This window comes from Variovorax sp. KBS0712, from assembly GCF_006323185.2.
Taxonomy (GTDB): Bacteria; Pseudomonadota; Gammaproteobacteria; order Burkholderiales; family Burkholderiaceae_C; genus Variovorax; species Variovorax boronicumulans.
Genome location: NZ_VCCD02000001.1, coordinates 3,266,969 through 3,292,712, shown reverse-complemented (window position 1 = coordinate 3,292,712; position 25,744 = coordinate 3,266,969). Strand labels below are relative to the sequence as shown.

20 protein-coding genes are annotated in these 25,744 nt (G+C 69.4%); 7 read left to right on the top strand and 13 right to left on the bottom strand.

The genetic code is table 11. The features are described from left to right. Positions 1-5 precede the first annotated feature (5 nt). Together FFI97_RS15235 and FFI97_RS15230 are read left to right on the top strand one after the other, a co-directional pair. Entirely contained in the window at positions 6-809 is an 804-nt protein-coding gene (locus FFI97_RS15235; RefSeq protein ID WP_139704660.1) for a MinD/ParA family protein, read from the top strand. Between the two features lie 25 nt (positions 810-834). Continuing rightward, positions 835-1,569: an RNA polymerase sigma factor FliA gene (locus FFI97_RS15230; protein WP_139704662.1), complete on the top strand. Its 735-nt coding sequence runs from the start codon at positions 835-837 to the stop codon at positions 1,567-1,569. Positions 1,570-1,575: 6 nt separating this feature from the next. Here the strand turns inward: FFI97_RS15230 and FFI97_RS15225 are convergent, their stop codons facing one another. The 5 genes from FFI97_RS15225 to FFI97_RS15205 all read right to left on the bottom strand — a co-directional run bounded on the left by FFI97_RS15225 (position 1,576) and on the right by FFI97_RS15205 (position 7,873). Further along, on the bottom strand, positions 1,576-2,439 hold the full coding sequence (locus FFI97_RS15225; protein ID WP_139704664.1) for an oxaloacetate decarboxylase: 864 nt from the start codon (positions 2,437-2,439) through the stop codon (positions 1,576-1,578). A gap of 29 nt (positions 2,440-2,468) precedes the next feature. Then, a complete protein-coding gene (gene prpF / locus FFI97_RS15220; RefSeq protein ID WP_139704666.1) occupies positions 2,469-3,659 on the bottom strand; it encodes a 2-methylaconitate cis-trans isomerase PrpF in 1,191 nt (396 codons plus the stop codon). Positions 3,660-3,661: 2 nt separating this feature from the next. Further along, the gene (gene acnD, locus FFI97_RS15215; RefSeq protein WP_139704668.1) at positions 3,662-6,256 is read right to left on the bottom strand and encodes a Fe/S-dependent 2-methylisocitrate dehydratase AcnD; all 2,595 of its coding nucleotides are present in this window, start codon (positions 6,254-6,256) and stop codon (positions 3,662-3,664) included. A gap of 61 nt (positions 6,257-6,317) precedes the next feature. Continuing rightward, a complete protein-coding gene (prpC, locus tag FFI97_RS15210; RefSeq protein WP_139704670.1) occupies positions 6,318-7,475 on the bottom strand; it encodes a 2-methylcitrate synthase in 1,158 nt (385 codons plus the stop codon). Further along, positions 7,472-7,873 carry an acyl-CoA thioesterase gene (locus FFI97_RS15205; RefSeq protein ID WP_139704672.1) on the bottom strand — a complete coding sequence of 134 codons (402 nt, stop codon included), beginning with the start codon at positions 7,871-7,873 and terminating at the stop codon, positions 7,472-7,474. Before FFI97_RS15205 ends, prpC begins: the two co-directional genes overlap by 4 nt. A 120-nt stretch (positions 7,874-7,993) precedes the next feature. Here FFI97_RS15205 and FFI97_RS15200 point away from each other — a divergent pair, with 120 nt between their 5' ends. Next, entirely contained in the window at positions 7,994-9,421 is a 1,428-nt protein-coding gene (locus FFI97_RS15200; RefSeq protein ID WP_139704674.1) for a short-chain fatty acyl-CoA regulator family protein, read from the top strand. A gap of 12 nt (positions 9,422-9,433) precedes the next feature. On the opposite strand, the gene FFI97_RS15195 is transcribed toward FFI97_RS15200, so the two are convergent. From FFI97_RS15195 to FFI97_RS15180, 4 genes are all read right to left on the bottom strand, one after another. Further along, entirely contained in the window at positions 9,434-10,891 is a 1,458-nt protein-coding gene (locus FFI97_RS15195; protein ID WP_144004459.1) for an efflux transporter outer membrane subunit, read from the bottom strand. Continuing rightward, positions 10,891-14,055 carry an efflux RND transporter permease subunit gene (locus FFI97_RS15190; protein ID WP_139706415.1) on the bottom strand — a complete coding sequence of 1,055 codons (3,165 nt, stop codon included), beginning with the start codon at positions 14,053-14,055 and terminating at the stop codon, positions 10,891-10,893. Before FFI97_RS15190 ends, FFI97_RS15195 begins: the two co-directional genes overlap by 1 nt. 9 nt (positions 14,056-14,064) lie before the next feature. Next, positions 14,065-15,300, bottom strand: coding sequence for an efflux RND transporter periplasmic adaptor subunit (locus FFI97_RS15185; protein ID WP_139706413.1), 1,236 nt, complete (start codon positions 15,298-15,300; stop codon positions 14,065-14,067). A 197-nt stretch (positions 15,301-15,497) separates the two neighbouring features. Then, positions 15,498-16,448 (bottom strand): LysR substrate-binding domain-containing protein, encoded by a 951-nt coding sequence (locus FFI97_RS15180; RefSeq protein WP_139706411.1) that lies wholly within the window; start codon positions 16,446-16,448, stop codon positions 15,498-15,500. A 182-nt stretch (positions 16,449-16,630) separates the two neighbouring features. On the opposite strand from FFI97_RS15180, the gene FFI97_RS15175 reads away from it, so the two are divergent. Continuing rightward, complete coding sequence (locus tag FFI97_RS15175) at positions 16,631-17,995, top strand: amidohydrolase (RefSeq protein ID WP_139706409.1); 1,365 nt, start codon at positions 16,631-16,633, stop codon at positions 17,993-17,995. Here the strand turns inward: FFI97_RS15175 and FFI97_RS15170 are convergent. After that, positions 17,971-18,912 carry a LysR family transcriptional regulator gene (locus FFI97_RS15170; RefSeq protein ID WP_139706407.1) on the bottom strand — a complete coding sequence of 314 codons (942 nt, stop codon included), beginning with the start codon at positions 18,910-18,912 and terminating at the stop codon, positions 17,971-17,973. The genes FFI97_RS15175 and FFI97_RS15170 overlap by 25 nt on opposite strands. Before the next feature lie 144 nt (positions 18,913-19,056). Between FFI97_RS15170 and FFI97_RS15165 the strand changes: the two genes are divergently transcribed. Beyond that, positions 19,057-20,259 (top strand): MFS transporter, encoded by a 1,203-nt coding sequence (locus FFI97_RS15165; RefSeq protein ID WP_139706405.1) that lies wholly within the window; start codon positions 19,057-19,059, stop codon positions 20,257-20,259. Positions 20,260-20,323: 64 nt separating this feature from the next. On the opposite strand, the gene FFI97_RS15160 is transcribed toward FFI97_RS15165, so the two are convergent. Further along, the gene (locus FFI97_RS15160) at positions 20,324-20,725 is read right to left on the bottom strand and encodes a phage holin family protein (protein WP_062482043.1); all 402 of its coding nucleotides are present in this window, start codon (positions 20,723-20,725) and stop codon (positions 20,324-20,326) included. A 198-nt stretch (positions 20,726-20,923) separates the two neighbouring features. On the opposite strand from FFI97_RS15160, the gene FFI97_RS15155 reads away from it, so the two are divergent. Both FFI97_RS15155 and FFI97_RS15150 read left to right on the top strand, forming a co-directional pair. Continuing rightward, complete coding sequence (locus FFI97_RS15155) at positions 20,924-22,339, top strand: sensor histidine kinase (RefSeq protein WP_070061585.1); 1,416 nt, start codon at positions 20,924-20,926, stop codon at positions 22,337-22,339. 103 nt (positions 22,340-22,442) lie between these two features. Further along, complete coding sequence (locus FFI97_RS15150; protein WP_139706403.1) at positions 22,443-23,636, top strand: hypothetical protein; 1,194 nt, start codon at positions 22,443-22,445, stop codon at positions 23,634-23,636. Between the two features lie 90 nt (positions 23,637-23,726). Here the strand turns inward: FFI97_RS15150 and FFI97_RS15145 are convergent, their stop codons facing one another. Then, positions 23,727-24,329 carry a LuxR C-terminal-related transcriptional regulator gene (locus tag FFI97_RS15145; protein WP_056578680.1) on the bottom strand — a complete coding sequence of 201 codons (603 nt, stop codon included), beginning with the start codon at positions 24,327-24,329 and terminating at the stop codon, positions 23,727-23,729. 76 nt (positions 24,330-24,405) lie between these two features. Continuing rightward, positions 24,406-25,737, bottom strand: a complete 1,332-nt coding sequence (locus FFI97_RS15140) for a tryptophan--tRNA ligase (protein ID WP_062482122.1) — start codon at positions 25,735-25,737, stop codon at positions 24,406-24,408. Positions 25,738-25,744: the final 7 nt, after the last annotated feature.

Genomic DNA, 25,744 nt, shown 5'->3' with positions numbered 1-25,744 from the left:
AGGTCATGAGCGCACGCGTCACGGACCAGGCCGACGGGCTGCGCCGACTGCTCGGGCAGGCGCCGGTGCGCGTCGTCGTCGTCGCGGGCATGGGCCCCGGCGCGGGCGCGACCACGGCCGCGATGAGCCTGGGCGCGGCGCTGGCGCAGCAGGGCAAGGACGTGCTGCTGCTCGACGAACATCACCCCAAGGTGCGCTCGGTGTGCGATGTGTGGGCGCTCCGTCCTCGCGGAACGCTGGCCGATGTGTCGAATCGGCGGCTGCGCATCGACCAGGCCGCTGCGAGCGCGGTGTGCGGCGTGCAGGTGCTGCCCGCTTCGCCCGGCGCGACCATCGACCCGCGCACGCTGTGGCCGCGCGGCATCGTGCTCGTCGATGCGGCCTTCGACGACGAAGGCTGCCTGTCACCGCTGGCGCAGGGCGCCGACGAACTGCTGCTCGTGCTGCAGCCGCACCCGGCAGCCATCACCTCGGCCTACGCAGGCATCAAGCGCCTGCACCGCGCGCATGCGCTGAAGCAGCTGCGCTTTCTGCTCAACGGCGTGGCCGATGCGGGCACCGCGCAGCAGGTCATGCACAACCTCGCGCAGGCCGCCAGCCGCTACCTCGCGCTGTCGCTGCTGCCCGTGGGCTGGGTGCGCACCGACCCGTGGCTCGCTGATGCGGCGCGGCTGCGCCAGACCGTGGTCGAGGCCTTTCCGGCCAGCGCGGCGGCGGTCGATTTCCGCGCCATCGCCGACGACATGGGCCGCTGGACCTGGCGCACGCCCGCGCGGCCGGCCGTGTTCCCGCAGGCGCTCGCGGCCTGAGACACGACCACGAGGACGGACGGCCGTGTACACCGCACAGGGCACCATCGAGAAATCGCATCTGCTGGAACAGCACCAGCCGCTGGTGCGCCGCATCGCGCTGCAGATGATGGCGCGGCTGCCGGCCAGCGTGGAGCTCGACGACCTGATCCAGGCCGGCATGCTCGGCCTGCTCGATGCGTCGAGCCGCTACCAGGACCACCGCGGCGCACAGTTCGAGACCTTCGTCAGCCAGCGCATCCGCGGCGCCATGCTCGACGAACTGCGTGCCAGCGACTGGGGGTCGCGTGGGCTGCGCCAGTCGGCGCGCGGCATCGAGAAGGCGATCCAGGCGCTGGGCCATCGGCTGGGCCGCGCGCCCACCGAAGGCGAGATCGCGAAGGAGCTGAAGGTCGACCTGGAGACCTACCAGTCGATGCTGCAGGACATCCAGGGCTGCCAGCTGCTGTACGTGGAAGACTTTGCCAAGGGCGACCCCGACAACCCCTTTCTCGACCTGCATGCGCAGGAGGCGCGCAAGGGGCGCGGCGACTTCGACGATCCGCTGGCGCGCCTGCTCGAAAGCGGCTTTCGCCACCAGCTGGTGGACGCCATCGGCGCGCTGCCCGAGCGCGACCAGCTGCTGCTCAAGCTCTACTACGAGGAAGAGCTGAACCTGCGCGAGATCGGCGCGGTGCTCGAGGTGAGCCAGTCGCGCGTGTGCCAGCTGCACGGCCAGGCGGTGAGCCGCCTGCGCGCGAAGCTGAAGGACTCTCTGTAGAGAAACTCAGCTGGCGTAGTGCGCGTCGAGCGCATCGAGCTCGGGCTTGCGCACCAGCCGCTGCCGTTCGGCGAAGGGCGCGACCAGCGACGGGTCTTCGTCCATGCGCCGCGTGTCGCGCAGCACCGTGAGCGCCTTCTGCATGCCGGCCAGCGCGCCCTGCAGCGCGGCGTTGGCGTACAGCACGATGCCGTAGCCGAGGCCGCCGAGTTCCTCGGCGCCGAAGATCGGCGTCTTGCCGCCGATCACCATGTTCATGAGCTGGGGCTTCGCCAGCCGCTGCGGCAGCGCGCGGATCTCGTCGGCCGTGGTCACGGCTTCGACGAAGAGGATGTCGGCGCCGGCCTCGCTGAACTTCTGTGCGCGCTCGATCGCGGCCTCGAAGCCCAGCGTCGCCGCCGCGTCGGTGCGCGCCATGACGAGCAGGTCGGGGTCGGTGCGGGCATCGACGGCGGCCTTGATCTTGTTGACCGCTTCTTCGGTGGAGATCACCTCCTTGCCCGAGAAATGGCCGCAGCGCTTGGGCGCGACCTGGTCCTCGAACTGGATGCAGTCGGCGCCCGCGCGCTCCAGCACGCGCACCGTGTGGCGCACGTTCAGCGCATTGCCGAAGCCGGTGTCGGCATCGACGATCAGCGGCAGGTTCACCGCGTCGCGGATGCGCGCCGTGTGGTCGGCGATCTCGTGCAGGCCCATGAAGCCCTGGTCGGGCAGGCCGAACCACATGTTGGTGACGCCCGCGCCGGTGACGTAAATGGCTTCGAAGCCCAGGTCTTCGATGACACGCGCCGACAGCGCGTTGAAAGCGCCCGGCACCAGCACGCCGCGGCGGGCCTCGGCCAGGGAACGGAGGGTCTTGCGAGTCGACATCGGAATTTCCTGTGAATGAATCTGAAAGCTCAAAGGGCGTCGCCGGGCACGCGGACCCAGCCTTCCATCAAGACGCGGGCGCTGCGGCTCATCACCGCCTTGGTCACCTGCCACTCGCCCTCGACCTGGCTGGCCTGCGCGCCCACGCGCAAGGTGCCTGAAGGGTGGCCGAAGCGCACGGCCTCGCGCGCGCCGCCGCCGGCCGCGAGGTTCACCAGCGTGCCGGGAATGGCAGCGGCCGTGCCGATGGCCACCGCCGCCGTGCCCATCATGGCGTGGTGCAGCTTGCCCATCGACAGCGCGCGCACGAGCAGGTCGATGTCGCCGGCCGCCACGGCCTTGCCGCTCGAGGCGGTGTAGCCCGCGGGCTTGGCCACGAAGGCGACCTTGGGCGTGTGCTGGCGGCTGGCCGCTTCGTCGAGCGACTGGATCAGGCCCATGCGCAGCGCGCCGTGCGCGCGGATGGCCTCGAAGCGGGCGAGCGCGGCGGCGTCGCCGTTGATCGCGTCCTGCAGCTCGGTGCCCGTGTAGCCAATGGCCTCGGCGTTCACGAAGACGGTGGGGATGCCGGCGTTGATCATCGTGGCCTGCAGCGTGCCGATGCCGGGCACGTCCAGGTCGTCGACGAGCTTGCCGGTCGGGAACATCGCGCCGCCCGCGCCGTCTTCTTCGGCGGCGGGGTCCATGAATTCGAGCTGCACCTCGGCCGCGGGGAAGGTCACGCCGTCGAGTTCGAAGTCGCCGGTCTCCTGCACCGCGCCGCCGGTCATCGACACGTGCGCGACGATGGTCTTGCCGATGTTGGCCTGCCAGATGCGCACGACGGCCACGCCATCGCGCGGCACGCGGTCGGCATCGATGAGGCCGTTGCTGATCGCGAACGGCCCCACGGCCGACGAGAGGTTGCCGCAGTTGCCGCTCCAGTCGACGAAGGGCCGGTCGATCGACACCTGGCCGAACAGGTAGTCCACGTCATGGCCGGGCCGCTCGCTCTTCGAGAGGATGACGGTCTTGCTGGTGCTCGACGTCGCGGCACCCATGCCGTCGATCTGCTTGCCGTAAGGGTCGGGGCTGCCGATCACGCGCAGCAGCAGCGCATCGCGCGCCGGGCCCGGCACCTGCGCCGCCTCGGGCAGGTCCTGCAGGCGGAAGAACACGCCCTTGCTGGTGCCGCCGCGCATGTACGTGGCGGGGATCTTGATCTGCGGAAGGTGCGGCATCGTCAGTCGGCTTTCGTGGCGGCGAGGAAGTCCTGCGCAAAGCGCTGCAGCACCCCGCCGGCTTCGTAGATGGAGACCTCTTCGGCGGTGTCGAGGCGGCAGGTCATGGGCACGTCGAGCCGTTCGCCGTTGCGGCGGTGCACGACCAGCACGAGGTCGGCGCGCGGGTTGCGCTCGCCGGTCACATCGTAGGTCTCGGTGCCGTCCAGGCCCAGCGTGAGGCGGTTGGTGCCGGGCTTGAACTCGAGCGGCAGCACGCCCATCCCGATGAGGTTGGTACGGTGGATGCGCTCGAAGCCCTCGGCCGCGATCGCTTCCACGCCGGCCAGCCGCACGCCCTTGGCGGCCCAGTCGCGCGACGAGCCCTGGCCGTAGTCGGCACCGGCCACGATGATCAGTGGCTGCTTGCGCAGCATGTAGGTCTCGATGGCCTCCCACATGCGCATCACCTCGCTCTCCGGCTCGACACGCGCGAGCGATCCGGCGCGCACCGTGCCGTCGGCCTTGCGCACCATCTCGTTCTTCAGCGTGGGGTTGGCAAAAGTGGCGCGCTGCGCCGTGAGGTGGTCGCCGCGGTGCGTGGCGTAGGAATTGAAGTCGTCCTCGGGCAGGCCCATGCGCTGCAGGTACTGGCCGGCCGCGCTGTCGAGCAGGATCGCGTTCGACGGCGACAGGTGGTCGGTCGTGATGTTGTCCGGCAGGATCGCCAGCAGGCGCATGCCCCTCAGCGTGCGTTCGCCGGCGAGCGCGCCTTCCCAGTACGGCGGGCGGCGGATGTAGGTGGAGGCGGGGCGCCAGTCGTACAGCGGCGCGACCTGCTCGCCGGTGTCGGGCTGGATCGCGAACATCGGCTCGTACACCTGGCGGAAGTGCGCGGGCTTCACGCTGGCCTTGACGATGGCGTCGATCTCTTCGTCGCTCGGCCAGAGGTCCTTGAGGCGGATCTCCTTGCCGTCGACCACGGTGAGCACGTCCTTCTCGATGTCGAAGCGCACCGTGCCTGCGATGGCGTAGGCCACCACCAGCGGCGGCGAAGCGAGGAAGGCCTGCTTCGCATACGGGTGGATGCGCCCGTCGAAGTTGCGGTTGCCCGAGAGCACGGCGGTGGCGTACAGGTCGCGTTCGACGATCTCCTGCTGGATCGCAGGGTCGAGCGCGCCCGACATGCCGTTGCACGAGGTGCAGGCATAGGCCACCACGCCGAAGCCCAGCTGCTCGAGCTCGCCCATCAGGCCGGCATCTTCCAGGTACAGCGTGACCGCTTTCGAGCCGGGCGCCAGCGAGGTCTTGACCCACGGCTTGCGCGCCAGGCCCACGCGGTTGGCGTTGCGCGCGAGCAGGCCCGCGGCGATCACGTTGCGCGGGTTGCTGGTGTTGGTGCAGCTGGTGATGGCCGCGATGATCACCGCGCCGTCGGGCATCTGGCCGGGCACCTCGTCCCACGGTGCGGCGATGCCGCGCGCCGCGAGGTCGGCGGTGGCCACGCGCGCATGCGGGTTCGAGGGGCCAGCCATGTTGCGCACGACCGTTGACAGATCGAACTGCAGCACGCGCTCGTACACGACCTCGCCGAGCGTGTCGGCCCACAGGCCCGCCTGCTTCGCATAGACCTCGACCAGGCGCACCTGCTCGTCGGCGCGGCCGGTGAGGCGCAGGTAGTCGAGCGTCTGCGTGTCGATGGCGAACATCGCCGCGGTGGCGCCGTACTCGGGCGCCATGTTGGAGATGGTCGCGCGGTCGCCCAGCGTGAGGCTGGCTGCGCCTTCGCCGTGGAACTCGAGGTAGGCGCCCACCACCTTCGCCGCGCGCAGGAACTCGGTGAGCGCGAGCACGACGTCGGTGGCCGTGATGCCCGGTTGCGGCCGGCCCGCCAGGCGCACGCCGACGATGTCGGGCAGCCGCATCCACGAGGCACGGCCGAGCATCACGTTCTCGGCCTCGAGCCCGCCCACGCCCACGGCGACGACGCCCAGTGCATCGACGTGCGGCGTGTGGCTGTCGGTGCCGACCAGCGTGTCGGGGTAGGCCACGCCGTCCTGCGCATGCACGACGGGCGACATCCGCTCCAGGTTGATCTGGTGCATGATCCCGTTCCCCGGCGGGATCACCTCCATGTTGCGGAAGGCCCGCTTCGTCCATTCGATGAAGTGAAAGCGGTCTTCGTTGCGCCGGTCCTCGATGGCGCGGTTCTTCGCGAAGGCATCGGGGTCGAAGCCGCCGCACTCCACCGCCAGCGAATGGTCGACGATGAGCTGCACCGGCACCACGGGGTTCACCTGCGACGGGTCGCCGCCCTGTTCGGCGATGGCGTCGCGCAGGCCGGCCAGGTCGACCAGCGCGGTCTGGCCGAGGATGTCGTGGCAGACCACGCGCGCGGGGAACCACGGAAAGTCATGGTCGCGCCGACGCTCGATGAGCTGCGTGAGGCTCTGCACGAGGATCGCCGGGTCGCAGCGGCGCACGAGGTTCTCGGCATGCACGCGTGCGGTGTAGGGCATCGGGGCCCAGGCGCCGGGGCGGATCGCCTCGACGGCTGCGCGCGCATCGAAGTAGTCCAGCGCGGTGCCGGGAAGGTTCTTGCGGTAGTCGGTGTTCATGGGGGTGCTTGTCGCTCGGCACCCGCGCGCAGGCACGGGCGCTTTTCTTCTTCTCGTGTTTTTACTTCCGATCCTGGATCGGCGCGAACTTCAGGTCTTCGGGGCCCGTGTAGTTGGCGCTCGGCCGGATGATCTTGTTGTCGATGCGCTGCTCGATGATGTGCGCCGCCCAGCCCGACGTGCGCGCAATGACGAACAGCGGCGTGAACATGGCCGTGGGCACGCCCATCATGTGGTAGCTCACGGCACTGAACCAGTCGAGGTTGGGGAACATCTGCTTCACGTCCCACATCACGGTCTCGAGCCGCTCGGCGATGTCGAACATCTTGGTCGAGCCGGCCTCCTGCGACAGCGTGCGCGCCACGCCCTTGATGACCACGTTGCGCGGATCGCTCACGGTGTAGACCGGGTGGCCGAAGCCGATCACGACCTCCTTGGCGGCGACGCGGCGGCGGATGTCGGCCTCGGCCTCGTCGGGTGCGTCGTAGCGCTTCTGGATTTCGAAGGCCACCTCGTTCGCGCCGCCGTGCTTGGGGCCGCGCAGCGCGCCGATGGCGCCGGTGATGGCCGAGTACACATCGGAGCCCGTGCCCGCGACCACGCGCGCCGTGAAGGTCGAGGCGTTGAACTCGTGCTCGGCATAGAGGTTGAGCGAGGTGTGCATGGCGCGCTCCCACTGCGCGCTGGGCTTGCGCCCGTGCAGCAGGTGCAGGAAGTGCGCGCCGATCGAGTCGTCGTCGGTTTCCACTTCGATGCGCCGGCCCTGCGTGGACCAGTGGTACCAGTACAGCAGCATCGAGCCGAGCGAGGCCATCAGGCGGTCGGCGATGTCGCGCGCGCCGGGCAGGTTGTGGTCTTCCTTCTCGGGCAGCAGGCAGCCCAGCGACGAGACGCCGGTGCGCATCACGTCCATCGGGTGCGCGCTGGCGGGCAGTTGCTCCAGCGCCTCCTTCAGGCTCGCGGGCAGGCCGCGCATGGCTTTGAGCTTAGCCTTGTAGGCGCGCAGTTCGGCGGCCGTGGGCAGCTTGCCGTGCACCAGCAGGTGCGCGATTTCCTCGAACTCGCAGACCTCGGCGATGTCCAGGATGTCGTAGCCGCGGTAGTGCAGGTCGTTGCCGGTGCGGCCCACGGTGCACAGGGCGGTGTTGCCGGCGGTCACGCCCGACAGGGCGACGGATTTCTTGGGCTTGAAGCCGGTGGGGGTGGCGGTGTCGTTCATGCGGGTTCCTTGTCGGTGTGCAGGTAGGCGTTGCGCAGGCGCGCGGGACGGCCGCGGCCGTCGACGGCCACCATCTCGAACAGGCCTTTGAGCGAAGGGCGGGCCTCGCCGTCGGGCGGCTCGGCCGCGCCGGTGACGCAGACCGTGAGCGAGCTGCGTCCGGCGCGCGTCACCCAGGCCCGCAGGCGCAGCACATGGCCGACGGGCACGGGCGCGAGGAACTGCGCGTCGCCCAGGCTGGCCATCACCACGTCGGACTTCGCGAAGGCGCGCGCGGCGAGGAAGGCGGCCTTGGACATCAGCAGCAGGGCGTTGCCGCCGAACAGCGTGCCGTAGTGGTTGGCGTGCTCGGGGAACACGATGTCGGTCAGCTCGATGGCGGCGGATCGGTTTGTCATGCTTCGCAATTTACGCAATCGAACACTCATAATGAAGGCCTGAATTGGCGAATAGTTGCGAATGAAGACGGCTGATTTTGCAAATATTGCGAATATCGCAAAGACCCACGAGGTGACCCGATGAGCAAGACCTTCATGGGCGTGCGCCTGCGCACGCTGCGCGCCGAACGCGGCCTCACGCAGGTGGCGCTGGCCCAGATGCTGGGCCTGTCGCCGAGCTACCTGAACCAGATCGAGCAGAACCAGCGCCCGCTCACCGTGGCGGTGCTGCTGCGCATCAGCAAGACGCTCGGCGTCGACGTGCAGCAGTTCTCCGAGGACGAAGAGGCGCGGCTCGTGGCCCGCATGCGCGAGGCGCTGGCGGACAACCCCGGCGGCGAGGCCGTGGCGCTGCCCGAGCTGCGCGAGGTGGCGTCGCAGATGCCGGCCGTGGCGCGCGCGCTGCTCGCCTTGCACCGCCGCCACCAGGAGGCGCAGGAGCGGCTGGAGCTCATGGCCGCCGAACTCGGCGACGGGCGCGGCGACATCTCGCGCAGCCGGCCCATGCCTTTCGAGGTGGTGCGCGATTTCTTCTTTGCCCACCAGAACCATTTCGACCCGCTCGACACGGCCGCCGAAGCGCTCGCGGCGCAGGCCCGCGCGCAGGGCGGACCGCTCGCCGAATGGCTCCAGCAGCGGCTTCTTTCGGCGCACGGCGTGCGCGTGGTGCCGGGCGACGAAGGGGAGGGCGTGCTCGACAGCCAGCGCCGCTACGACCCGGCCCGCCGCGTGCTGCGCCTGTCGGCGGGCCTGGAGCCCGGCCAGCAGGCCTTCCAACTGGCCACGCAGCTCGCGCTGCTGGAGCAGGCCGCGCTCATCGAGTCGCTGGTCGTGCAGGCCGATTTCGGCGACGCCCCGGCCCACGCGCTCGCGCGCATCGGGCTGGCCAACTACTTCGCGGCCGCCGTGCTGCTGCCCTACGGCCCGTTCCTGCAGGCGGCCGAGGCGCTGCGCTACGACATCGACCTGCTCGCGCGCCAGTTCGGCGTGGGCTTCGAAACCGTGTGCCACCGCCTGAGCAGCATGCAGCGACCGGGCGCGTCGGGCGTGCCCTTCTTCTTCATCCGCGTGGACCGGGCCGGCAACATCTCCAAGCGGCAGTCGGCCACGCACTTCCACTTCTCCAAGACCGGCGGCACCTGCCCGCTGTGGAACGTGTACGAGGCCTTTGCGCAGCCCGGGCGCGTGCTGCCGCAGCTGGCGCGCATGCCCGACGGCCGCGCCTACCTGTGGATCGCGCGCACCGTGTCGCACGGCCAGCGCGGCTTCGGCTCGCCGAGCAAGACCTTCTCGATCGGCCTGGGCTGCGACATCCGCCACGCCCCGCGCCTGGTCTACGCCAAGGGCCTGGACCTGAAGGACCCCGACGTGCCCACGCCCATCGGCATGGGCTGCAAGGTGTGCGAGCGCGTGGCCTGCCCGCAGCGGGCGTTCCCGTTCATCGGGCGGCCGCTGGATGTGAACGAGAACGAAAGCCGGTTCACGCCCTACGCCGTGGCCGGCGCGTAGGGCGGTGGTGCGTCAGTCGCCCTGCGCAGGCTGCTGCGTGCCGGACGCCTCGCTCCACCCACCGCCCAGCGCCTTGTAGATCGCCAGCCGGTTCGTCTGCTCCGTGAGCTGCAGGCCGATGAGCGTCTGCTGCGCCGCATAGTCGCTGCGCTGCGCGTCCAGCACGTCGAGGTAGTTGGCGGCGCCGCTCTTGAAGAGCGACTGCGAGAGCTCGAAGCTGCGCGCGGTGGCGGCGCGCAGCGAGCGCTGCGCGTCGAGGCGTTCGGCCAGCGTGCGGCGTTCGGCCAGGGCGTCGGCCACTTCGCGGAAGGCGGTCTGCACGGCCTTCTCGTAGGTGGCGATCTGGATCTTCTGCTGCGCCTGCGCCACTTGCAGGTTGGCGCGGTTGGCGCCGCCGTCGAAGATCGGCACGCTGATCGACGGCGCGAAGCTCCAGGCCTTGCTGCCGCTGGTGAACAGGCCCGAGAGCGTGCTGCTCGCGGTGCCGGCCGAGGCGGTGAGCGCGATGCGCGGGAAGAAGGCCGCGCGCGCCGCGCCGATGTCGGCATTGCTCGCGCGCAGCGCGTGCTCGGCGGCGCGCACGTCGGGCCGCTGCTGCAGCACACTCGACGACAGGCCGGCCGGGGGCACGAGCAGCTGCGCCACGTCGGCGGTTGTGGCGGCGGTCGGCAGCAGCTCGGGCGGCGGCGTGGCGCCGACCAGCAGCGCGAGCGCGTTGCGGTCCTGCTCGACCTGGCTGTCGAAGGCCGCCGCGTCGGCGCGCGCGGCATCGACGGTGCTCTGCGCCTGCGCCAGCGCCAGGCCCGACTGCGCGCCGAGCGCGTGGCTGCGCTGCACCAGCTCGAAGGACTTGCGCTGGCTCTCGAGCGTGCCGCGCGCGAGCTGCAGGCGCTGCTCGTCGGCGGCCAGTTGCAGCCACGCCGTGGCGACGGAGGCCACGAGGCTGATCTGCGTGCTGCGCTGCGTCTCCTCGGTCTGGAAGTAGCCCTGCAGCGCCGACTCGCCGAGGTTGCGCACGCGCCCGAACAGGTCGAGCTCGTAGGCCGTCATGCCGAGGTTGGCGCTGTACTGCGAGGCGATGCGCGATTCGCCGCTGGTCGAAAGGCTGCCCGGCGTGCGCGAGCGCGTGCCGCTCGCGCCGGCGTTGACGGTGGGGAACAGGTCGGCCCGCGCGATGCCGTACTGGGCGCGCGCACGCTCGATGTTGAGCGCCGCCACGCGCAGGTCGCGGTTGTTGGCGAGCGCGAGCTCGATCACGCCTTGCAGCTGCTTGTCGACGAAGAAGTCGCGCCAGCCGATGTCCAGGGGTGTGGTCGTCGTGACGCCGGCCGAGGGCAGGGCCGACGGGACCGGCGAGGCGGGCGTTTCGTACGCGGGCGCGAGGTTGACGCAGCCCGCGAGCACGGCCGAGGCCAGGGCGGCGCCGGCCAGTGCGCGCAGGGGAAGGCGGGGAAGGGTGGTGCGCGTCATCATTGCGCTCCCTGTTCCGCAGGCAAGGCATCCGGCGGTGTGTCGGCCGGCTTGCGGCGGCCTTCCAGCCAGCCGCGGATCATCGCGAAGAACAACGGCACGAAGAAGATGCCCAGCGCCGTGCCGACCACCATGCCGCCCAGCACCGCGGTGCCGATCGACTGGCGTCCACCCGCGCCCGCGCCGGTGCCGATGGCCAGCGGCAGCACGCCGAAGCCGAAGGCCAGCGAGGTCATGAGGATGGGGCGCAGCCGCAGCCGCACAGCCTCCAGCGTGGCCTCGATCACGCCCTTGCCCTGCTCCTGCAGCTGCTTGGCGAACTCGACGATCAGGATCGCGTTCTTGGACGACAGCCCCACCGTGGTCAGCAGGCCGACCTGGAAGTACACGTCGTTGCTCAGGCCGCGCAGGCTGGTGAACAGCAGCGCGCCCACGATGCCCAGCGGCACCACCAGGATCACCGAGAACGGCACCGACCAGCTCTCGTACAGGGCCGCGAGGCACAGGAACACGAACAGGATCGAGATGGCATACAGCACCGGCGCCTGCGCGCCCGACAGGCGCTCCTGGAACGAGGCGCCGGTCCATTCGTAGCCGATGCCGGCGGGCATCTGCTTCATCACTTCGTCGACCGCGGCCATGGCGTCGCCCGAGCTCACGCCGGGTGCGGCATCGCCGACGAACTCGTAGCTGGGGCTGCCGTTGTAGCGCTGCAGCTGCGGCGAGCCGTACGTCCAGCGCGAGCTGGAGAAGGCCGGGAACGGCACCATCTGGCCCAGGCTGTTGCGCACGCTCCAGCGGTCGATGTCGGTGGGCAGCATGCGGAAGGCCGTGTCGCCCTGCATGTACACGCGCTTGACGCGGCCGTTGTCCAGGAAGTCGTTGATGTAGGTGCCGCCCATCGCGCTCGACAGGGTGCTGTCGATGTCGGACGTGGCCAGGCTGGCCGCGCCGGCGCGCGCGTCGTCGATGTCCACCGCGAACTGCGGCGTGTCGTCCAGGTTGTTGCTGCGCACGTTCGCGACCTCGGGGCGCTTGGAGAGCAGGTCGATGAGCTGGTCGCGCGCCTTCACCAGCGCGTCGTGGCCCAGCCCGTTGATGTCCTTCAGGTGGAAGTTGAAGCCCGCGTTGGCGCCGAGCCCGCGCACCGCCGGTGGCAGCAGCACGAAGATGCGCGCGTCGCGAATGGTCGAGAGCTCCTTGTTGGCGCGCCGCGCGAGTGCGGCGGCCGACTGGCCGGCGCCTTCGCGCTCGGCCCAGTCTTTCAGCTTCACGAAGGCGCGCGCCGAACTCTGGTCCCCGTTCTGCCCGGTGATGACGTTCACGCTCACCACCTCGGGTTGCTTGGTGAAGTAGTCCTGCATCTGCGTGACCACCGGCTGCAGGCGCGCGTCGGACGCGCCCGGCGGCAGCGTCACCTGCACCTGCAGGAAGGCCTGGTCTTCATCGGGCAGGAAGGAGGTGGGCAGGCGCATGAACAGCAGCGCCATCACGGCCGCGATCAGCAGGTACACCACGAGGCTGCGCTTGCCGCGCCGCACGATGCCGCCGACGATGCCCTGGTAGCGGTCGGCGCCCTGGTCGAAGCGGCGGTTGAAGCCCGCGAAGAAGCGGTCGACCGCGCCCAGCACGCCCTTGCGCGGCGCCGCGTGGCCGCCCTTGGCGACCGGCTTGAGCAGCGTGGCGCACAGCGCCGGCGTGAGCGTGAGCGCCACGAACACCGACAGCGCCATGGCCGAGACGATGGTGATCGAGAACTGGCGGTAGATCACGCCGGTCGAGCCGCCGAAGAAGGCCATCGGGATGAACACGGCTGACAGCACCAGCGCGATGCCCACGAGCGCGGGCGTGATCTCGGCCATCGACTTGCGCGTGGCCTCCTTGGGCGAGAGCCCTTCCTCGTGCATCACGCGCTCGACGTTCTCCACCACCACGATGGCGTCGTCCACCAGCAGGCCGATGGCCAGCACCATGCCGAACATGGTGAGCGTGTTGATCGAGTAGCCCGCCACGGAGAGCACGCCGAAGGTGCCCAGCAGCACCACCGGCACGGCAATGGCCGGGATCAGCGTGGCGCGGAAGTTCTGCAGAAAGATGTACATCACCAGCACGACCAGCACCATGGCCTCGGCCAGCGCCTTCACCACCTCGTCGATCGACGCGCTCACGAAGGGCGTGGTGTCGTAGCTCACGAAGGTCTGCATCTGGTTGGGAAAGAGCGGCTGCAGCTCGGCCACCTTGGCCTTCACGGCCTCGGCCACCTGCACCGCGTTGGCGCCGTCGGCCAGCACGATGCCCATGCCGGCGCCCGGACGTCCGCCCAGCACCGAGCGCACCGTGAGGTTCTCGGCGCCCAGCTCGACGCGGGCCACGTCGCGCAGGCGAACCACGGCGCCGTCGGGCGTGGCGCGCAGCACCACGTTCTCGAACTCCTCGACCGTCTTCAGCTTGCTGCGCGCGGTGATGGTGGCGTTGAGCTGCTGCTGCGCGCCGGCCGGCAGCGCGCCGAGCTGGCCGGCCGAGACCTGCGCGTTCTGCGCGGTGATGGCGTTGCCCACGTCGGAGGGCATGAGCGCGTACTTGCGCAGCTTGTCGGGGTCCAGCCACAGGCGCATGGCGTAGCCGGTGCCCAGCGTCTGCACCTCGCCCACGCCGTCGACGCGGCTGATGACGTCGACCAGGTTGCTGCTGATGTAGTCGCCCACGTCCACCGCCGAGGCGCTGCCGTCGCCGGAGAACATCGAGACGATCAGCAGGAAGTCGTTGCCGCCCTTGGTCACGGTGACGCCGCGGCTTTGCACCTGCTGCGGCAGGCGCGACATGGCCTGCTGCAGCTTGTTCTGCACCTGCATCTGGGCCACGTCGATGTTGGTGCCCGCGTTGAAGGTGAGCGACAGGCGCGCCACGCCCGACGAGTTGCTGGTCGACTGCATGTACAGCAGGTTGTCCAGCCCCTTCATCTGCTGCTCGATGACCTGGGTGACGGAGTCTTCGACCGTCTTGGCCGAGGCGCCGGTGTAGGTGGCGTTGATGGACACGCGCGGCGGCGCGATGTCGGGGTACTGCTCCAGCGGCAGCGTGCGGATGGCCATCAGGCCGGCGAGCATGACGACGATGGAAAGCACCCACGCGAAGATGGGGCGGTCGATGAAGAACTGGGCCATGGCGGGGCCTCAGCGCGCGACGGTGGCGGAAGCGGCCGACGTGGTGTCAGGCGTGGCGCTCGCGACGGAGGTGCCGGCCGGCTTCGCGCCCAGGTCGACCGTGCGCACCTTGTCGCCCACCTTCACGCGCTGCGAGCCTTCCATGAGCACGCGATCGCCCGCGGCCAGGCCGTCGATGACTTGCCAGCGTGTGCCGATGGCACGGCCGATGCGGATGGGCCGCTTCTGGACCTTGTCCTCGGCGTCGATCACCAGCGTGGAGGCGCTGCCGTCGGGCGCGCGCGTGACGGCCTGCTGCGGCACCAGCAGCGCGGCGTCGTTCACGCCTTCCTGCAGCACGGCGCGCACGTACATGCCGGGCATCAGCAGCTTGTCGGGGTTGGGCACCACGGCGCGCAGCGTGACGCTGCCGGTGCCGGCATCGACCGTCACGCCGCTGAAGGTGAGGCGCCCCGCGTGCGGGTAGGGGCTGCCGTCTTCCAGCAGCAGCTGGATGCGCGCCTCGGCCTCGCTGGCGCGCTGCAGCCGGCCGCTGGCCAGCTCGCGCTTCAGGCGCAGCAGCTCGCTGCTGGACTGCGTGACGTGCACGTGGATCGGGTCGAGTTGCTGCACGGTGGTCATGGCCGCCGCCTGGTTGGCTGTGACCAGCGCGCCCGGCGTGACGGTGGACAGCTCGGCCCAGCCGGTGATCGGCGAGGTGATGCGCGTGTAGCCCAGCTGGATGCGCGCGGTCTGCTCGGCGGCGCGGGCCACGCCGAGGTCGGCTTCGGCCTGCTGCTCGGCGGCCTGGGTCTCGTCGAACACCTGGCGGCTGATGGCGTCGATCTTCACCAGCTCGGCATTGCGCTTGGCGACCGTGCGCGCCGTGGCCAGGGCCGACTCGGCCTTGCGCACGCTGGCCTGCGCGCTGGCGTGGGCGGCCTGCAGCGAGGCGGGGTCGAGCTGGTAGAGCACCTGGCCGGCCTTGACCTGCGAGCCTTCGGTGAAGAGCCGCTCCTTGAGGATGCCGCCGACCTGCGGGCGGATCTCGGCGATCACCGGGGCCGCGGTGCGCCCGGGCAGCTCGGTGCTCAGGGCCAGCACCTCGGACTTGAGTGTGACGATGCCGACTTCTTTCGCGGGGGCGTTGGCCGCCTTGGCCGCGCCGGGGGCCTCCACATTGGTGCGCGAGCACCCCGCGAGGGCGGCGGCGATGCACAGGGCCGTGAGGAGCGGGGCGGAGCGGGAGGCAAAGTGGACGGGCATGGACAGGCAGAAGTAACGAAAGCCAAAGATGGAGCGGGCTCGCGCCGTCGAGTTCAATGCCGCGGCGCGGGGGCGGCGAACTTTACAGAGCGGAAACCGTGCCATGTCCCGAGGGGACTGGCGGGTGGCGTCGAGTGTGCGGCCCCACAGTTAAGCGGGTGTGAAGCGGGGCATTGCGCGCATGAAAAACCCGCCTGCTACGGTTTCTTCCTAGCCTGCGCGAAGAGGAAATCGACCAGCAGCTGCAGCGGGCCGACCTCGTTGTCGGTGCGGTAGAGGATGCCCAGCGGCGCGATGGGCGCGTTCATGCGCAGCGGCAGCTCGGCCACGGCCGAGCGGTCGAGCTGGTCGAGCACGGTGCGCGGCACCGGCACCACCACGTCGGGCTGCGAGAGCAGGGCGCGCACCAGCTGCGGCGTGAGCACCTGGATGGCATGCGGCCGCGGCACGATCCGTTCGGCGGCCCAGGCCGCTTCCATCACCTGGCGCACCGCGAAGTGCGCGGGCGGCAGCACCCAGCGCGAATCGGCGAGGTCGCGCAGCCGCAGGCGCTTGCGCTGCACAGCCGGGTGGCCGATGCCGGCGATGACCACCACCTCGTCGCTGCGCAGCGGCACGAAGCGGTGGGCATCGGGCACGCGCGCCGGCTGGCGCAGCAGCACGGCGTCGAAGGCGCCCGCGCGCAGGCCGATCGTGAGCCGTTCGATGTTGCCTTCCTCGATGAACAGGCGCAGCTTGGGGTGCTTGGCATGCAGCAGGTTCAGCGCGGGCTGCAGCACGCTGGCGATGGCCGCCTCGATGGCGCCGATGCGCAGCGCGCGCGTCTCCTGCGCGGCCAGCGCCGCGAGGCCGTCGCTGGCCACCTGCATGGCGTCGATCACCATGCGCGCGTGCAGCGCCAGCAGGCGCCCGGCCTCGGTGATGCGCATGCCGCGCGCGTGGCGCTCGAACAGCGGCATGTCGAGCAGGCCCTCGACCTCCTGCAGCATCTGCGTGGCCGCCGGCTGGCTGATGTGGATCGCCTCGGCCGCGCGGCGCAGGTGCGAGTGCGCGGCCAGCGCGTCGATGAGCTTCAGGTGGCGCAGGCGCAGGCGCGCGAGCAGCCGCTCGTGCAGCACGGAAGAGGGTGTGGGCGTGTCGGCGGCCATCGATAGGCAATCATTATCAGTCGATGCAAAAGCGATTGGACGCCAATCGGTGGCCTTCCTACGCTCACGGGGTCGGGCGGCAGACAAGGGCGCATCGGCTGCCGGCCCGACGGGGCCGTGCGGACGAAGGGCTCCCGCCCGGCGGGTCCTTCCCTTTCTTGCTTTTCTCACAACACATCACCATGTCCCACCGATTCCGTCCGGCCACGCGCCTGTGCCTGCCCATCGTCCTTGCCGTCTCGTCCCTGTGCGCCTCGGCGCAGGAGGCGCCTGCCGCGGTCACACCGCCCGCACCGGCCGCCGCCGTGCCGCTGTACCCGCTGATCGCCGAGCGCTCCAAGGCCATCGAGCAGAAGGTGATCGACTGGCGCCGCGACATCCACCAGCACCCCGAGCTGGGCAACCAGGAAAAGCGCACCGCCGCGCTGGTCGCGGCCCACCTGAAGGCACTGGGCTACGAGGTGCGCGAAGGCGTGGCCGTGACCGGCGTGGTCGCCACGCTGCGCGGCGGCAAGCCCGGCCCGGTGGTGGCGCTGCGCGCCGACATGGACGCGCTGCCCGTGAAGGAACAGGTCGACGTGCCCTTCGCCTCCAAGGCGCGTGCCCAGTGGGGCTTCGCGACGGTCGACGTGATGCACGCCTGCGGGCACGACGGCCACGTGGCGATCCTCATGGGCGTGGCCGAGGTGCTGGCCTCGATGAAGGCGCAGCTGCCGGGCACCGTGAAGCTGATCTTCCAGCCGGCCGAAGAGAAGCTGCCCAACGCCGAGATCGGCGGCGCGCGCCGCATGCTGGCCGAAGGCGCCTTCGACGCGCCCAAGCCCGACGCGGTGTTCGGCCTGCACCTGGTCTCGGCGCTGAACACCGGGCAGATCGGCTACAAGAGCGGCCCCATCACCGCGAGCTCGGACACCTTCAAGGTCAGCGTGAAGGGCCGCCAGACGCACGGCTCGCAGCCCTGGAGCGGGGTCGACCCGATCGTGCTGGGCTCGCAGATCGTGCTGGGCTTCCAGACCATCGCGAGCCGCCAGGTCAACGTGACCAAGGAGCCATCCGTGTTGAGCGTGGGCACCTTTAATGCGGGCACGCGCTACAACATCATTCCGGATTCGGTGGAGATGAGCGGCACGCTGCGCACCTACGACGACGAGATGCGCCAGTTCATCATCAAGCGCATGGGCGAGACCGCCTCGCACATCGCGCAAAGCGGCGGCGGCACGGCCGAGGTCCGCGTCGAGGCCGACGGCTACGCCCCCACCGTGAACGACCCGGCCCTGACCGCCAGGATGGTGCCCAGCCTGCAGCGCGTGCCCGGCGCCACGCCGATCGTGATCCCGAAGGGCACGGGCGGCGAAGACTTCTCGTTCTTCGCGCAGAAGGCGCCCGGCCTGTTCGTGATGATCGGCGCCACGCCGCCCGGCCGCGACGCGAACAAGGCCGAGCCCAACCACTCGCCGCGCTTCTTCGTCGACGAGGCCAGCCTGCTGGTGGGCGTGCGCACGCTGACGCAGCTGACGGTGGACTACATGGCGGGCGCGCAGCGCTGACCTGAGCGAATCGGCTGCTCCAGCGCATCCGAAAGCGGAAACAGGTGCTGCGCGATGAAGTCCACGAACACACGGATCCTGGGCGACAGCTGCCGGCTCGACGGCCACAGCACGTGGAAGATCATGTGTTCGCGGTTGTGGTCGTCCAGCACCGTGACCAGGCGGCCCTGTTCCAATTGCGGGCGCACGGCGATCTCCGGCACGCAGGCAATGCCCAGCCCCTGCTCGGCAAAGCAGACCTGCGGATCAAGCGTGTTGGTCACCATGCTGGCCGGCAGGTCGATGGCGGGCGCGCCGGCCGCAAGGCCCAACGGCCACACGTCCAGCTTGCCGGTGCTGGGAAAGCGATAGAGCAGGCAGGCGTGGCTTGCCAGGTCTTGCGGTTCGCGCGGCACGCCGGCCCGGCGAAAGTAGGCCGGCGAACCGACGATCACCTTGCGGCACGAGCCGATGCGGCGCGCCATCAACCGTGAATCGCTGGGCTCGCCGGTGCGGATGACCGCGTCGAAGCCTTCCTCGATGACGTCCACCAGCCGGTCGGCGTAGTCGATGTCCAGTTCGATGTCGGGGTAGAGCCGCTTGAATGCCGCCAGCTTGGGCATGAACAGCGTGCCCACCGACGGCAGGCTGATGCGCAGCTTGCCGCGGGGTGCGCTCTGTGTCTGCAGCAGTTCCGCTTCGGCCGATTCCACCTCGCAGAGGATGCGCCGGCAGCGCTCCAGGAACAGCGCGCCTTCCGGCGTCAGGTGGACGGTGCGCGTGGAGCGATGGAACAGCCGCACGCCCAGCCGTTCTTCGAGCCGCACGATGGCCTTGCTGACGGCCGAGGCCGAGATGCCCAACTGCTGCCCTGCGGCTGTGAAGCTGCGCGTTTCGCCGGCGCGAACGAAGACGTTCAGCGAACCCAGGTTTTCCATGGAGCGACTTTGATTGATGACTGGAGAGTCATATGTATTTGAAACTTTAGCCCATTTTTCATTGATGAATTCCCGCCCACACTGCGGTGAACGCCAACGCGGGCCACCCGGCCAACGCGGGCACAGACAATGGAAAACAACTGAATGACCACCACAACCGCCACCGGGGGCGAGCGCACTGAACGACTGCCCGTGGCCGCCTTGCTGGCCCTGTCGATGACCGGCTTCCTGGCACTGCTGACGGAAACGATGCCGGCCGGCATGCTCTTGCGCATCAGCCAGGACCTGGGCGTGTCGGAAGCGCTCGCGGGCCAGTTCGTGACCCTCTATGCCATCGGCTCGCTGGTTGCGGCCATCCCGCTGACGGCGGCGACGCTGGGCTGGCGGCGCCGACCGTTGCTGATCGCGGCGCTGGTTGCCGTGCTGGCCTTCAACACGCTCACGGCGCTGACGTCGAGCTATGCAGTCGCGCTGGTTGCGCGCTTCCTGGCCGGCATGGCGGGCGGCCTGATCTGGGGGATGCTGGCGGGCTATGCGCGGCGCATGGTGCCCGAGCACCTCAAGGGGCGCGCGCTGGCAGTGGCCGGGCTGGGGGCACCGCTGGCGTTGTCGCTGGGCGTCCCGCTGGGGACGTTGATGGGCGCCACGCTGGGCTGGCGCACCGCGTTCGGTGGCATGTCGCTGCTCACGCTGGCGGTGATGGCCTGGGTCTTCCTGCAGGTGCCCGACTATCCGGGGCAGCCGGCCGAAAAGCGCGCGCCGGTGCGCCGGATCTTCGTCACGCCCGGCGTGCGACCGGTGCTGGCCGTGCTTGCGCTGTGGGTGCTGGCGCACAGCATTCTCTACACCTACGTGATGCCGTTCCTGGCGCCGGCCGGCCTGTCTGATCGGGTCGATGCGGTGCTGCTTGTCTTCGGCGTGGCGTCGCTGGCGGGCATCTGGATCAGCGGGCTGCTCATCGACCGCATGCTGCGCTCGCTGGTGCTGCTCGCCCTCGCGGGCTTTGCGCTGGCGTCGCTGGCCCTGGGCGTCGCCGGCACGCAGCCGGTGGTGGTCTATGTCGCGGTGGCCGCGTGGGGGCTGACCTTCGGCGGCTCCGGGGCCTTGCTGCAGACCGCGTCGGCCGAAGCAGCCGGCCCCGGCGCGGACGTGGCGCAATCCATCCTCGTCACGGTGTGGAACATCGCCATTGCGGGCGGCGGCATCGTCGGTGGCGTGCTGCTGGAGACATCGGGCGTCGGCGCTTTTCCATGGGCACTGCTGGTGCTGTTGCTTCCCGGCCTTCTGATTGCCTGGGCATCGCGTGCGCACGGATTCCCCGCGAGACCGCACCGGTCGTCCAACTGATTCCGAAGGGCGCAGAGCATTTCGCGCGCAACGGGCGGGGCCCGCGAGAAAGGCAGGGGCTCGCTCAGAGCCAGTTGCCACCCTGCGGCATCTGGATCTGCTCGGCCGGGTCGCCGCCTGTCACGAACGAGCCGATGACGATGCTCAGCAGCGAGACGAAGATGCTCGCGAACAGCGCGGTCCAGAAGCCCGACACCTTGAAGCCCTTCACCAGCGCCGCCACCAACAGGATCATCAGCGCGTTGATGACCAGCAGGAACAGGCCGAAGGTCAGCAGCGTCAGCGGCAGGGTCAGGAAGATCAGCAGCGGCTTGACGATGGCGTTGGCCAGCCCGAGCAGCAGCGCCGACACGATCAGCGCCGAGGTGCTGTCGAACTTGAGTCCCTTGAAGAGGTGGCTGGCGACCCACAGCGAGATGCCGGTGATGGCCCAGTGGACGAGGAAAGGGGTGATGTTGTTCAGCATGGCGTGCGGTGTGTGTCGGCAGCCCGCATGGTAAACGGGGCGTCGCGGCGGACCGCTGTGCGGGGCGGGCGGATTTTCTGCGGTTACTTCCCGAAACCATGGCCGACAGGCCGTTAAGATCGCGAACTTCCGGCGCCTGCGCAGGCGCCTGTCTCCATCTTTCTCTGGTTTGGCCGAATCCACCACGGTCATGCATCCATGGCGAATGCGTCGATCGCAAGCGTGACACCCGCTCCGGCGTCGGCCGACGAGGCCGAGTCGTGGGTGCGCGGGGAACTCATCCGCAGCCTGATGCGCTCGGCGCGCGGCTCCTACCTCGTCTCGGCGGCGCTCATGCCCGCCATGGTCGGCCTGAGCTGGGGCCACGTGCCCCGCTGGGAGCTGCTGACCTGGCTGGCCGCCGGCATCATCGCCACCGCCTGCCGGGCCTGGGGCGCGCGTGTGTACGCCGTGCGCTATGCGGGGCGCAGCGCGGTCGCGCAGCAGCAGTTCACCGACCGCTACGGCTTCGTGTGGAGCACCAGCGCGGTGGTCTGGGGCTGCTCGGTGCTGCTGTTCTTCGAGCGCACGCCGCAGGTCAACCAGTTCATGAGCTGGCTCATCGTGGCCGGCGTGGGCACCTTCCCGCTCAATGGGCTGGCGCTGCACCCGCCGCTGCTCAAGCGCTACGTCAACACGCTGTTCATCACCATGCTCGGCGCGGTGCTGGTGCGCCTCGTGGCCGTCACCATGCAGCACCCGCATTTCCAGTACGGCTACCTCATGCCGCTGCTGCCGGCGCTGCACTGGTTCCTGCTGCTGCGCGCCGGCCGCAACATCCATGAGACCGCGCGCAACAGCCTGGAGCTGCTGTTCCACAACCACATCCTGATCAAGTCGCTCACACAGCAGCGGCAGGCGGCGGTGTCGGCCGTGGCCATGAAGAACCGCTTCCTGGCCAGCGCCGCGCACGACATGCGCCAGCCCGTGCTGGCGCTGTCGCTGTACGCCGACTGGCTGCGCAACGAGCCCGAGCTGGTGCTCGAACTGGCCCCGAAGATCGTGCGCGCCACCCACGCTGTGAACGCGCTGTTCGACTCCATGTTCGACCTGGCGCGCATCGACGCGGGCCAGGTGCGGCTGCACATCGAGCGCGTCGACGTGGCCGAGCTGCTGCACGACCTGGAGCTGCAGTACCGCCCCGTGGCCGAGAGCCGGGGGCTGGACTTCCGGGTGCACGTGACCGAGGGCTCGTTCCTCACCGACCCGATCCGCGTGCGCCGCATGATCGGCAACCTCCTCGCCAACGCCATCAAGTACACGACCGAAGGCGGCGTGCTGCTGGCCGCGCGCCAGACCCGCGAGGGCATGCGCGTGGAGGTGTGGGACACCGGCATCGGCATCGCACCCGAGCACCTGCGCGATGTGTTCCTGGAGTTCTACAAGGTCGCCGACCATGCCGGCACCTCCGACGGCTTCGGCCTCGGCCTGGCCATCGTGGCGCGGCTGTCGCACGTGCTGGGCCACCCGGTCAGCGTGCGCTCGCGCCTGGGCAGCGGCAGCGTGTTCCGCGTGGCGCTGCACGATGCCGACGAGGCGGTGGCGCAGGCGCGGGTGAGTGCGTCGGGCGGCTGAGCGGCGCTCGATCACACAGGTGCCGCAAGGCCGCGGCGAGCGCGCGAATGCGTCGCCGGCTCTGCTATCTTCCCTGTCAATACACAAGGGAGGATCAGGCGATATGGCGATTCAGTTCAAACACGCATTGGGCGTTGCGGCGCTCGCATTGCTGACCGCATGCGGTGGCGGTGGTGGTGGCGGCGGAGGGCCTGTCTTCGGCCTGCCTTCGCCAAATTCGGGAACGGGCACGGGAGGACCTGCCGGCCCCTCGGAGCCGGAGACACCGGCACCCGTCGGGGATGAACCGCCGCAAGCCCGCGTGGCAAAACCCATCGATACGACCCTGGGGCTGGTCCTCAAGCTCGACGGCCGCACGAGCCAGGCGGCACAAGGGCGTTCGCTGCGCTACGTGTGGGTGCTGCAGTCCAAGCCCTTGAACAGCAAGGCGGTGCTCACGGGCGCCGACAGTGCAACCCCTTCTTTCCTCCCGGACGTTCCCGGCGAGTTCGTGGTTCGCCTCGTGGTGAACGATGGGGTGAAGGACAGCGAGGCGGCCTACCTGACGGTCACGCCCACCGCGCCGGCGGCGACGGGGCCACATCTCAAGTTCGCGTTGATCGAGACGCTTGCCGCGCCGGACAACGGAAACAGGTACATCCCCGATGCGAGCTGCGGCGGCTATCGGTCCGACACGCACTTCAAGGATTTCTGGCCGACAGCACTCGATGCGCGGGATTGCTTCGCGATCAATTCCCCGCTCGAGCTCGAGGGGCGTTCGATGGGTTCCGGTTCGGCAGGAAGTCTGGATTTCCTGGTCCGCCGAATGGGTGAGACCGTCGTCGCGACCCCCGGAACCCTGCCGGCTGACACGCCAGCCACACCGGTCAGTGCGGCCTATGAAGTGACGGCAAATCCCGAGGCATTGGCGCGGACCCCGATCGGCAAGAGCAACGGGTTCTCCTTCCGCTACAGCCTGGAAGGGGCCCGGATGATCTACTGGCCGGATGATCCGCGCGTTGCCATCCAGCGGCCCAAGGCGCGATACCGCATCGCCGGAACGGTGGTGCCGGCCAACGCGCCTCTCGGATGGGAGGTGACAGGGCAGACCTCGGTTCGCATCGAGGTCACGTTGATCACCGATCGGGACAGCCCGTACGTCAAGGTTCCCGTCTATTCAAAGACGTTCGACACGGAGTTTTCCGAGAACGTCGAGCTCGACCTCAATGCGGCGGTCTATCAAGTGGTTCCGAACACGCAGGGGATCTACACCGTCGAGGTCGTGCATAAGCTCGTGTACCGGCGAAAGCCCTCCTGAGCGGATGCATGGAGGCGCCTGCAGGGGGCGCCTCCATGAAAAAACCGCGCACGAGGCGCGGTTCCTGATCAAGCCAGCTCTGGTTCAGGCTCAGCCCGAGAGCAGCCCATTCGTGCGTGCATAGTGCAAGGCCTGCGTACGGCTCTTCACGCCCAGACGGCGGAACAGGCGCCACAGGTGCACCTTCACCGTGTGTTCGCTGATCTCCAGGTCGGTGGCGATGTCGCGGTTGCTCATGCCCTTGTCGAGCATGGCGATCAGCTGGGTCTGGCGCTTGGAGAGCTTGCCGCTGTTGGCGGCCGGCATCTCTTCGGTGTCGTCTTCCGATCCGGCCATCAGCAGGCCGCGCAGGGCGGCTGCCAGCTCGTTGGAGCTGGCCGACTTCTCGATGTAGGTGTCGGCGCCGGCCTCGATGCAGGCGTCTTCCATGTCGGCGGCCGGGGCTGCCGAGTACACGGCGATCGGCACGTTCGGATAGACCTGCTTGACCGCGATCACGCCCGAGACGCCATTGGTGTCCGGCAGCTTCAGGTCCAGGCAGAAAAGAGTGGGCGCGCCACGCTGCTGGACCGAACTGGCGAGCTTGTCGAGCCGCTCGAGCTCGACGATGTTCTCGGCGGGGCGCAGGCGACGCAGGACCATCACGATCGCGTCGCGCATCAGGGGGTGGTCGTCGATGACATAAATGCTCATGTTTTCTTCCTTTGTGATCGCACCGTCTTCTCTCTTGTCACACCCGCCGGCGGATGGCCCGCGGGTTGTTGCCGGATCAATGTCCCTGGGTGGTGGACGTTGCCTCCGCCAGTGCCTCCAGCGCCTCGGTGGCGGCGCGAGCCTGTTGCGCGTCGACCGGTTCGAGCTGCGCGGCCAGTGCCGTGAGCGCCGCGCCGCGTTGCGCCTGCAAGTCGGCGATGGTACGGCCGGCTTCTTGCGGTGACGCGAATCCACGGCTTTGCAAAAGGGTTTCGCCGCGCGCATCGAGCAGCTTGAAATAGAACAGGCCGTCGGCCTTCTCGCGGTATTGCTTGAAGCTGGGCTTCGCCACCTTGGCGGCCTTGGTACCGGCGCCGTCGCGGCCCGCCGCGAGGTTGCGCAGGCCGACCGCATGGCGCAGCGAGGTCATGAAGGGGCGCGACAGCTTGCGCGCCTTCTCGGCGCCCAGCAGCAGGATGCGCTCGATCTCGGCCGGGTCGTTCATGAGCGCCTCGTAGCGCGCGCGCAGCGGCGCCACCTCGCGGTCGATGCGCTCGAACAGCACCTGCTTGGCGTCGCCCCAGGCGATGCCGTCGGCGTACGCCTTGCGCAGGGCCTCGGTTTCCTCGGCGCTGGCGAAGGCCTGGTAGATCTGGAACAGGGCCGAGCCCTCGGTGTCCTTGGGCTCGCCGGGCGCGCGCGAGTCGGTGACGATGCTGGCGATCTGCTTTTGCAGCTGCGCGCGCGGTGCGAACAGCGGGATCGTGTTGTTGTAGCTCTTGCTCATCTTGCGGCCGTCGAGGCCGGGCAAGGTGGCGACCGCATCGTCGATCTCGGCGTCGGGCAGCGTGAAGTGCTCGCCGTACTGGTGGTTGAAGCGCTGCGCCATGTCGCGCGCCATCTCGATGTGCTGCACCTGGTCGCGGCCCACGGGCACCTTGTGGGCGTTGAACATCAGGATGTCGGCGCCCATCAGCACGGGGTACATGAACAGGCCCGCCGTCACGTCGGCGTCGGGCTCCTCGCCCTTGGCGATGTTCTTGTCGAGCTGGGCCTTGTAGGCATGCGCGCGATTGAGCACGCCCTTGCCGGTGACGCAGGTGAGGAACCAGGTGAGCTCGGTGATCTCGGCGATGTCCGACTGGCGATAGAAGGTGACGCGTTCGGGGTCGAGGCCACAGGCCAGCCAGCTGGCCGCAATTTCGAGCGTGGAGCGCTGGATGAGCGCGGGCTCCTGCACCTTGATGAGTGCGTGGTAGTCGGCCAGGAAGAAGTAGCTCTCGACGCCGGCCGCGACACTCTGGCGCACCGAGTGGCGGATGGAGCCGACGTAGTTGCCGAGGTGGGGCGTGCCCGACGGCGTGATGCCGGTCAGGACGCGCAGGGGAGCTGGAGAAGACGAAGCCATGTGACGG

Excerpts from the sequence above, each read along its gene's own strand:
- FFI97_RS15145 (WP_056578680.1), bottom strand. The coding sequence starts at position 24,329 with ATGAGCATTTATGTCATCGACGACCACCCCCTGATGCGCGACGCGATC.
- FFI97_RS15205 (WP_139704672.1), bottom strand. The coding sequence starts at position 7,873 with ATGACAAACCGATCCGCCGCCATCGAGCTGACCGACATCGTGTTCCCC.
- FFI97_RS15160 (WP_062482043.1), bottom strand. The coding sequence starts at position 20,725 with ATGCTGAACAACATCACCCCTTTCCTCGTCCACTGGGCCATCACCGGC.
- FFI97_RS15235 (WP_139704660.1), top strand. The coding sequence starts at position 6 with ATGAGCGCACGCGTCACGGACCAGGCCGACGGGCTGCGCCGACTGCTC.
- prpF (WP_139704666.1), bottom strand. The coding sequence starts at position 3,659 with ATGCCGCACCTTCCGCAGATCAAGATCCCCGCCACGTACATGCGCGGC.
- FFI97_RS15185 (WP_139706413.1), bottom strand. The coding sequence starts at position 15,300 with ATGCCCGTCCACTTTGCCTCCCGCTCCGCCCCGCTCCTCACGGCCCTG.
- FFI97_RS15200 (WP_139704674.1), top strand. The coding sequence starts at position 7,994 with ATGAGCAAGACCTTCATGGGCGTGCGCCTGCGCACGCTGCGCGCCGAA.
- FFI97_RS15225 (WP_139704664.1), bottom strand. The coding sequence starts at position 2,439 with ATGTCGACTCGCAAGACCCTCCGTTCCCTGGCCGAGGCCCGCCGCGGC.
- FFI97_RS15195 (WP_144004459.1), bottom strand. The coding sequence starts at position 10,891 with ATGACGCGCACCACCCTTCCCCGCCTTCCCCTGCGCGCACTGGCCGGC.
- FFI97_RS15180 (WP_139706411.1), bottom strand. The coding sequence starts at position 16,448 with ATGGCCGCCGACACGCCCACACCCTCTTCCGTGCTGCACGAGCGGCTG.
- FFI97_RS15140 (WP_062482122.1), bottom strand. The coding sequence starts at position 25,737 with ATGGCTTCGTCTTCTCCAGCTCCCCTGCGCGTCCTGACCGGCATCACG.
- FFI97_RS15175 (WP_139706409.1), top strand. The coding sequence starts at position 16,631 with ATGTCCCACCGATTCCGTCCGGCCACGCGCCTGTGCCTGCCCATCGTC.
- acnD (WP_139704668.1), bottom strand. The coding sequence starts at position 6,256 with ATGAACACCGACTACCGCAAGAACCTTCCCGGCACCGCGCTGGACTAC.
- FFI97_RS15170 (WP_139706407.1), bottom strand. The coding sequence starts at position 18,912 with ATGGAAAACCTGGGTTCGCTGAACGTCTTCGTTCGCGCCGGCGAAACG.
- prpC (WP_139704670.1), bottom strand. The coding sequence starts at position 7,475 with ATGAACGACACCGCCACCCCCACCGGCTTCAAGCCCAAGAAATCCGTC.
- FFI97_RS15150 (WP_139706403.1), top strand. The coding sequence starts at position 22,443 with ATGGCGATTCAGTTCAAACACGCATTGGGCGTTGCGGCGCTCGCATTG.
- FFI97_RS15190 (WP_139706415.1), bottom strand. The coding sequence starts at position 14,055 with ATGGCCCAGTTCTTCATCGACCGCCCCATCTTCGCGTGGGTGCTTTCC.
- FFI97_RS15155 (WP_070061585.1), top strand. The coding sequence starts at position 20,924 with ATGGCGAATGCGTCGATCGCAAGCGTGACACCCGCTCCGGCGTCGGCC.
- FFI97_RS15165 (WP_139706405.1), top strand. The coding sequence starts at position 19,057 with ATGACCACCACAACCGCCACCGGGGGCGAGCGCACTGAACGACTGCCC.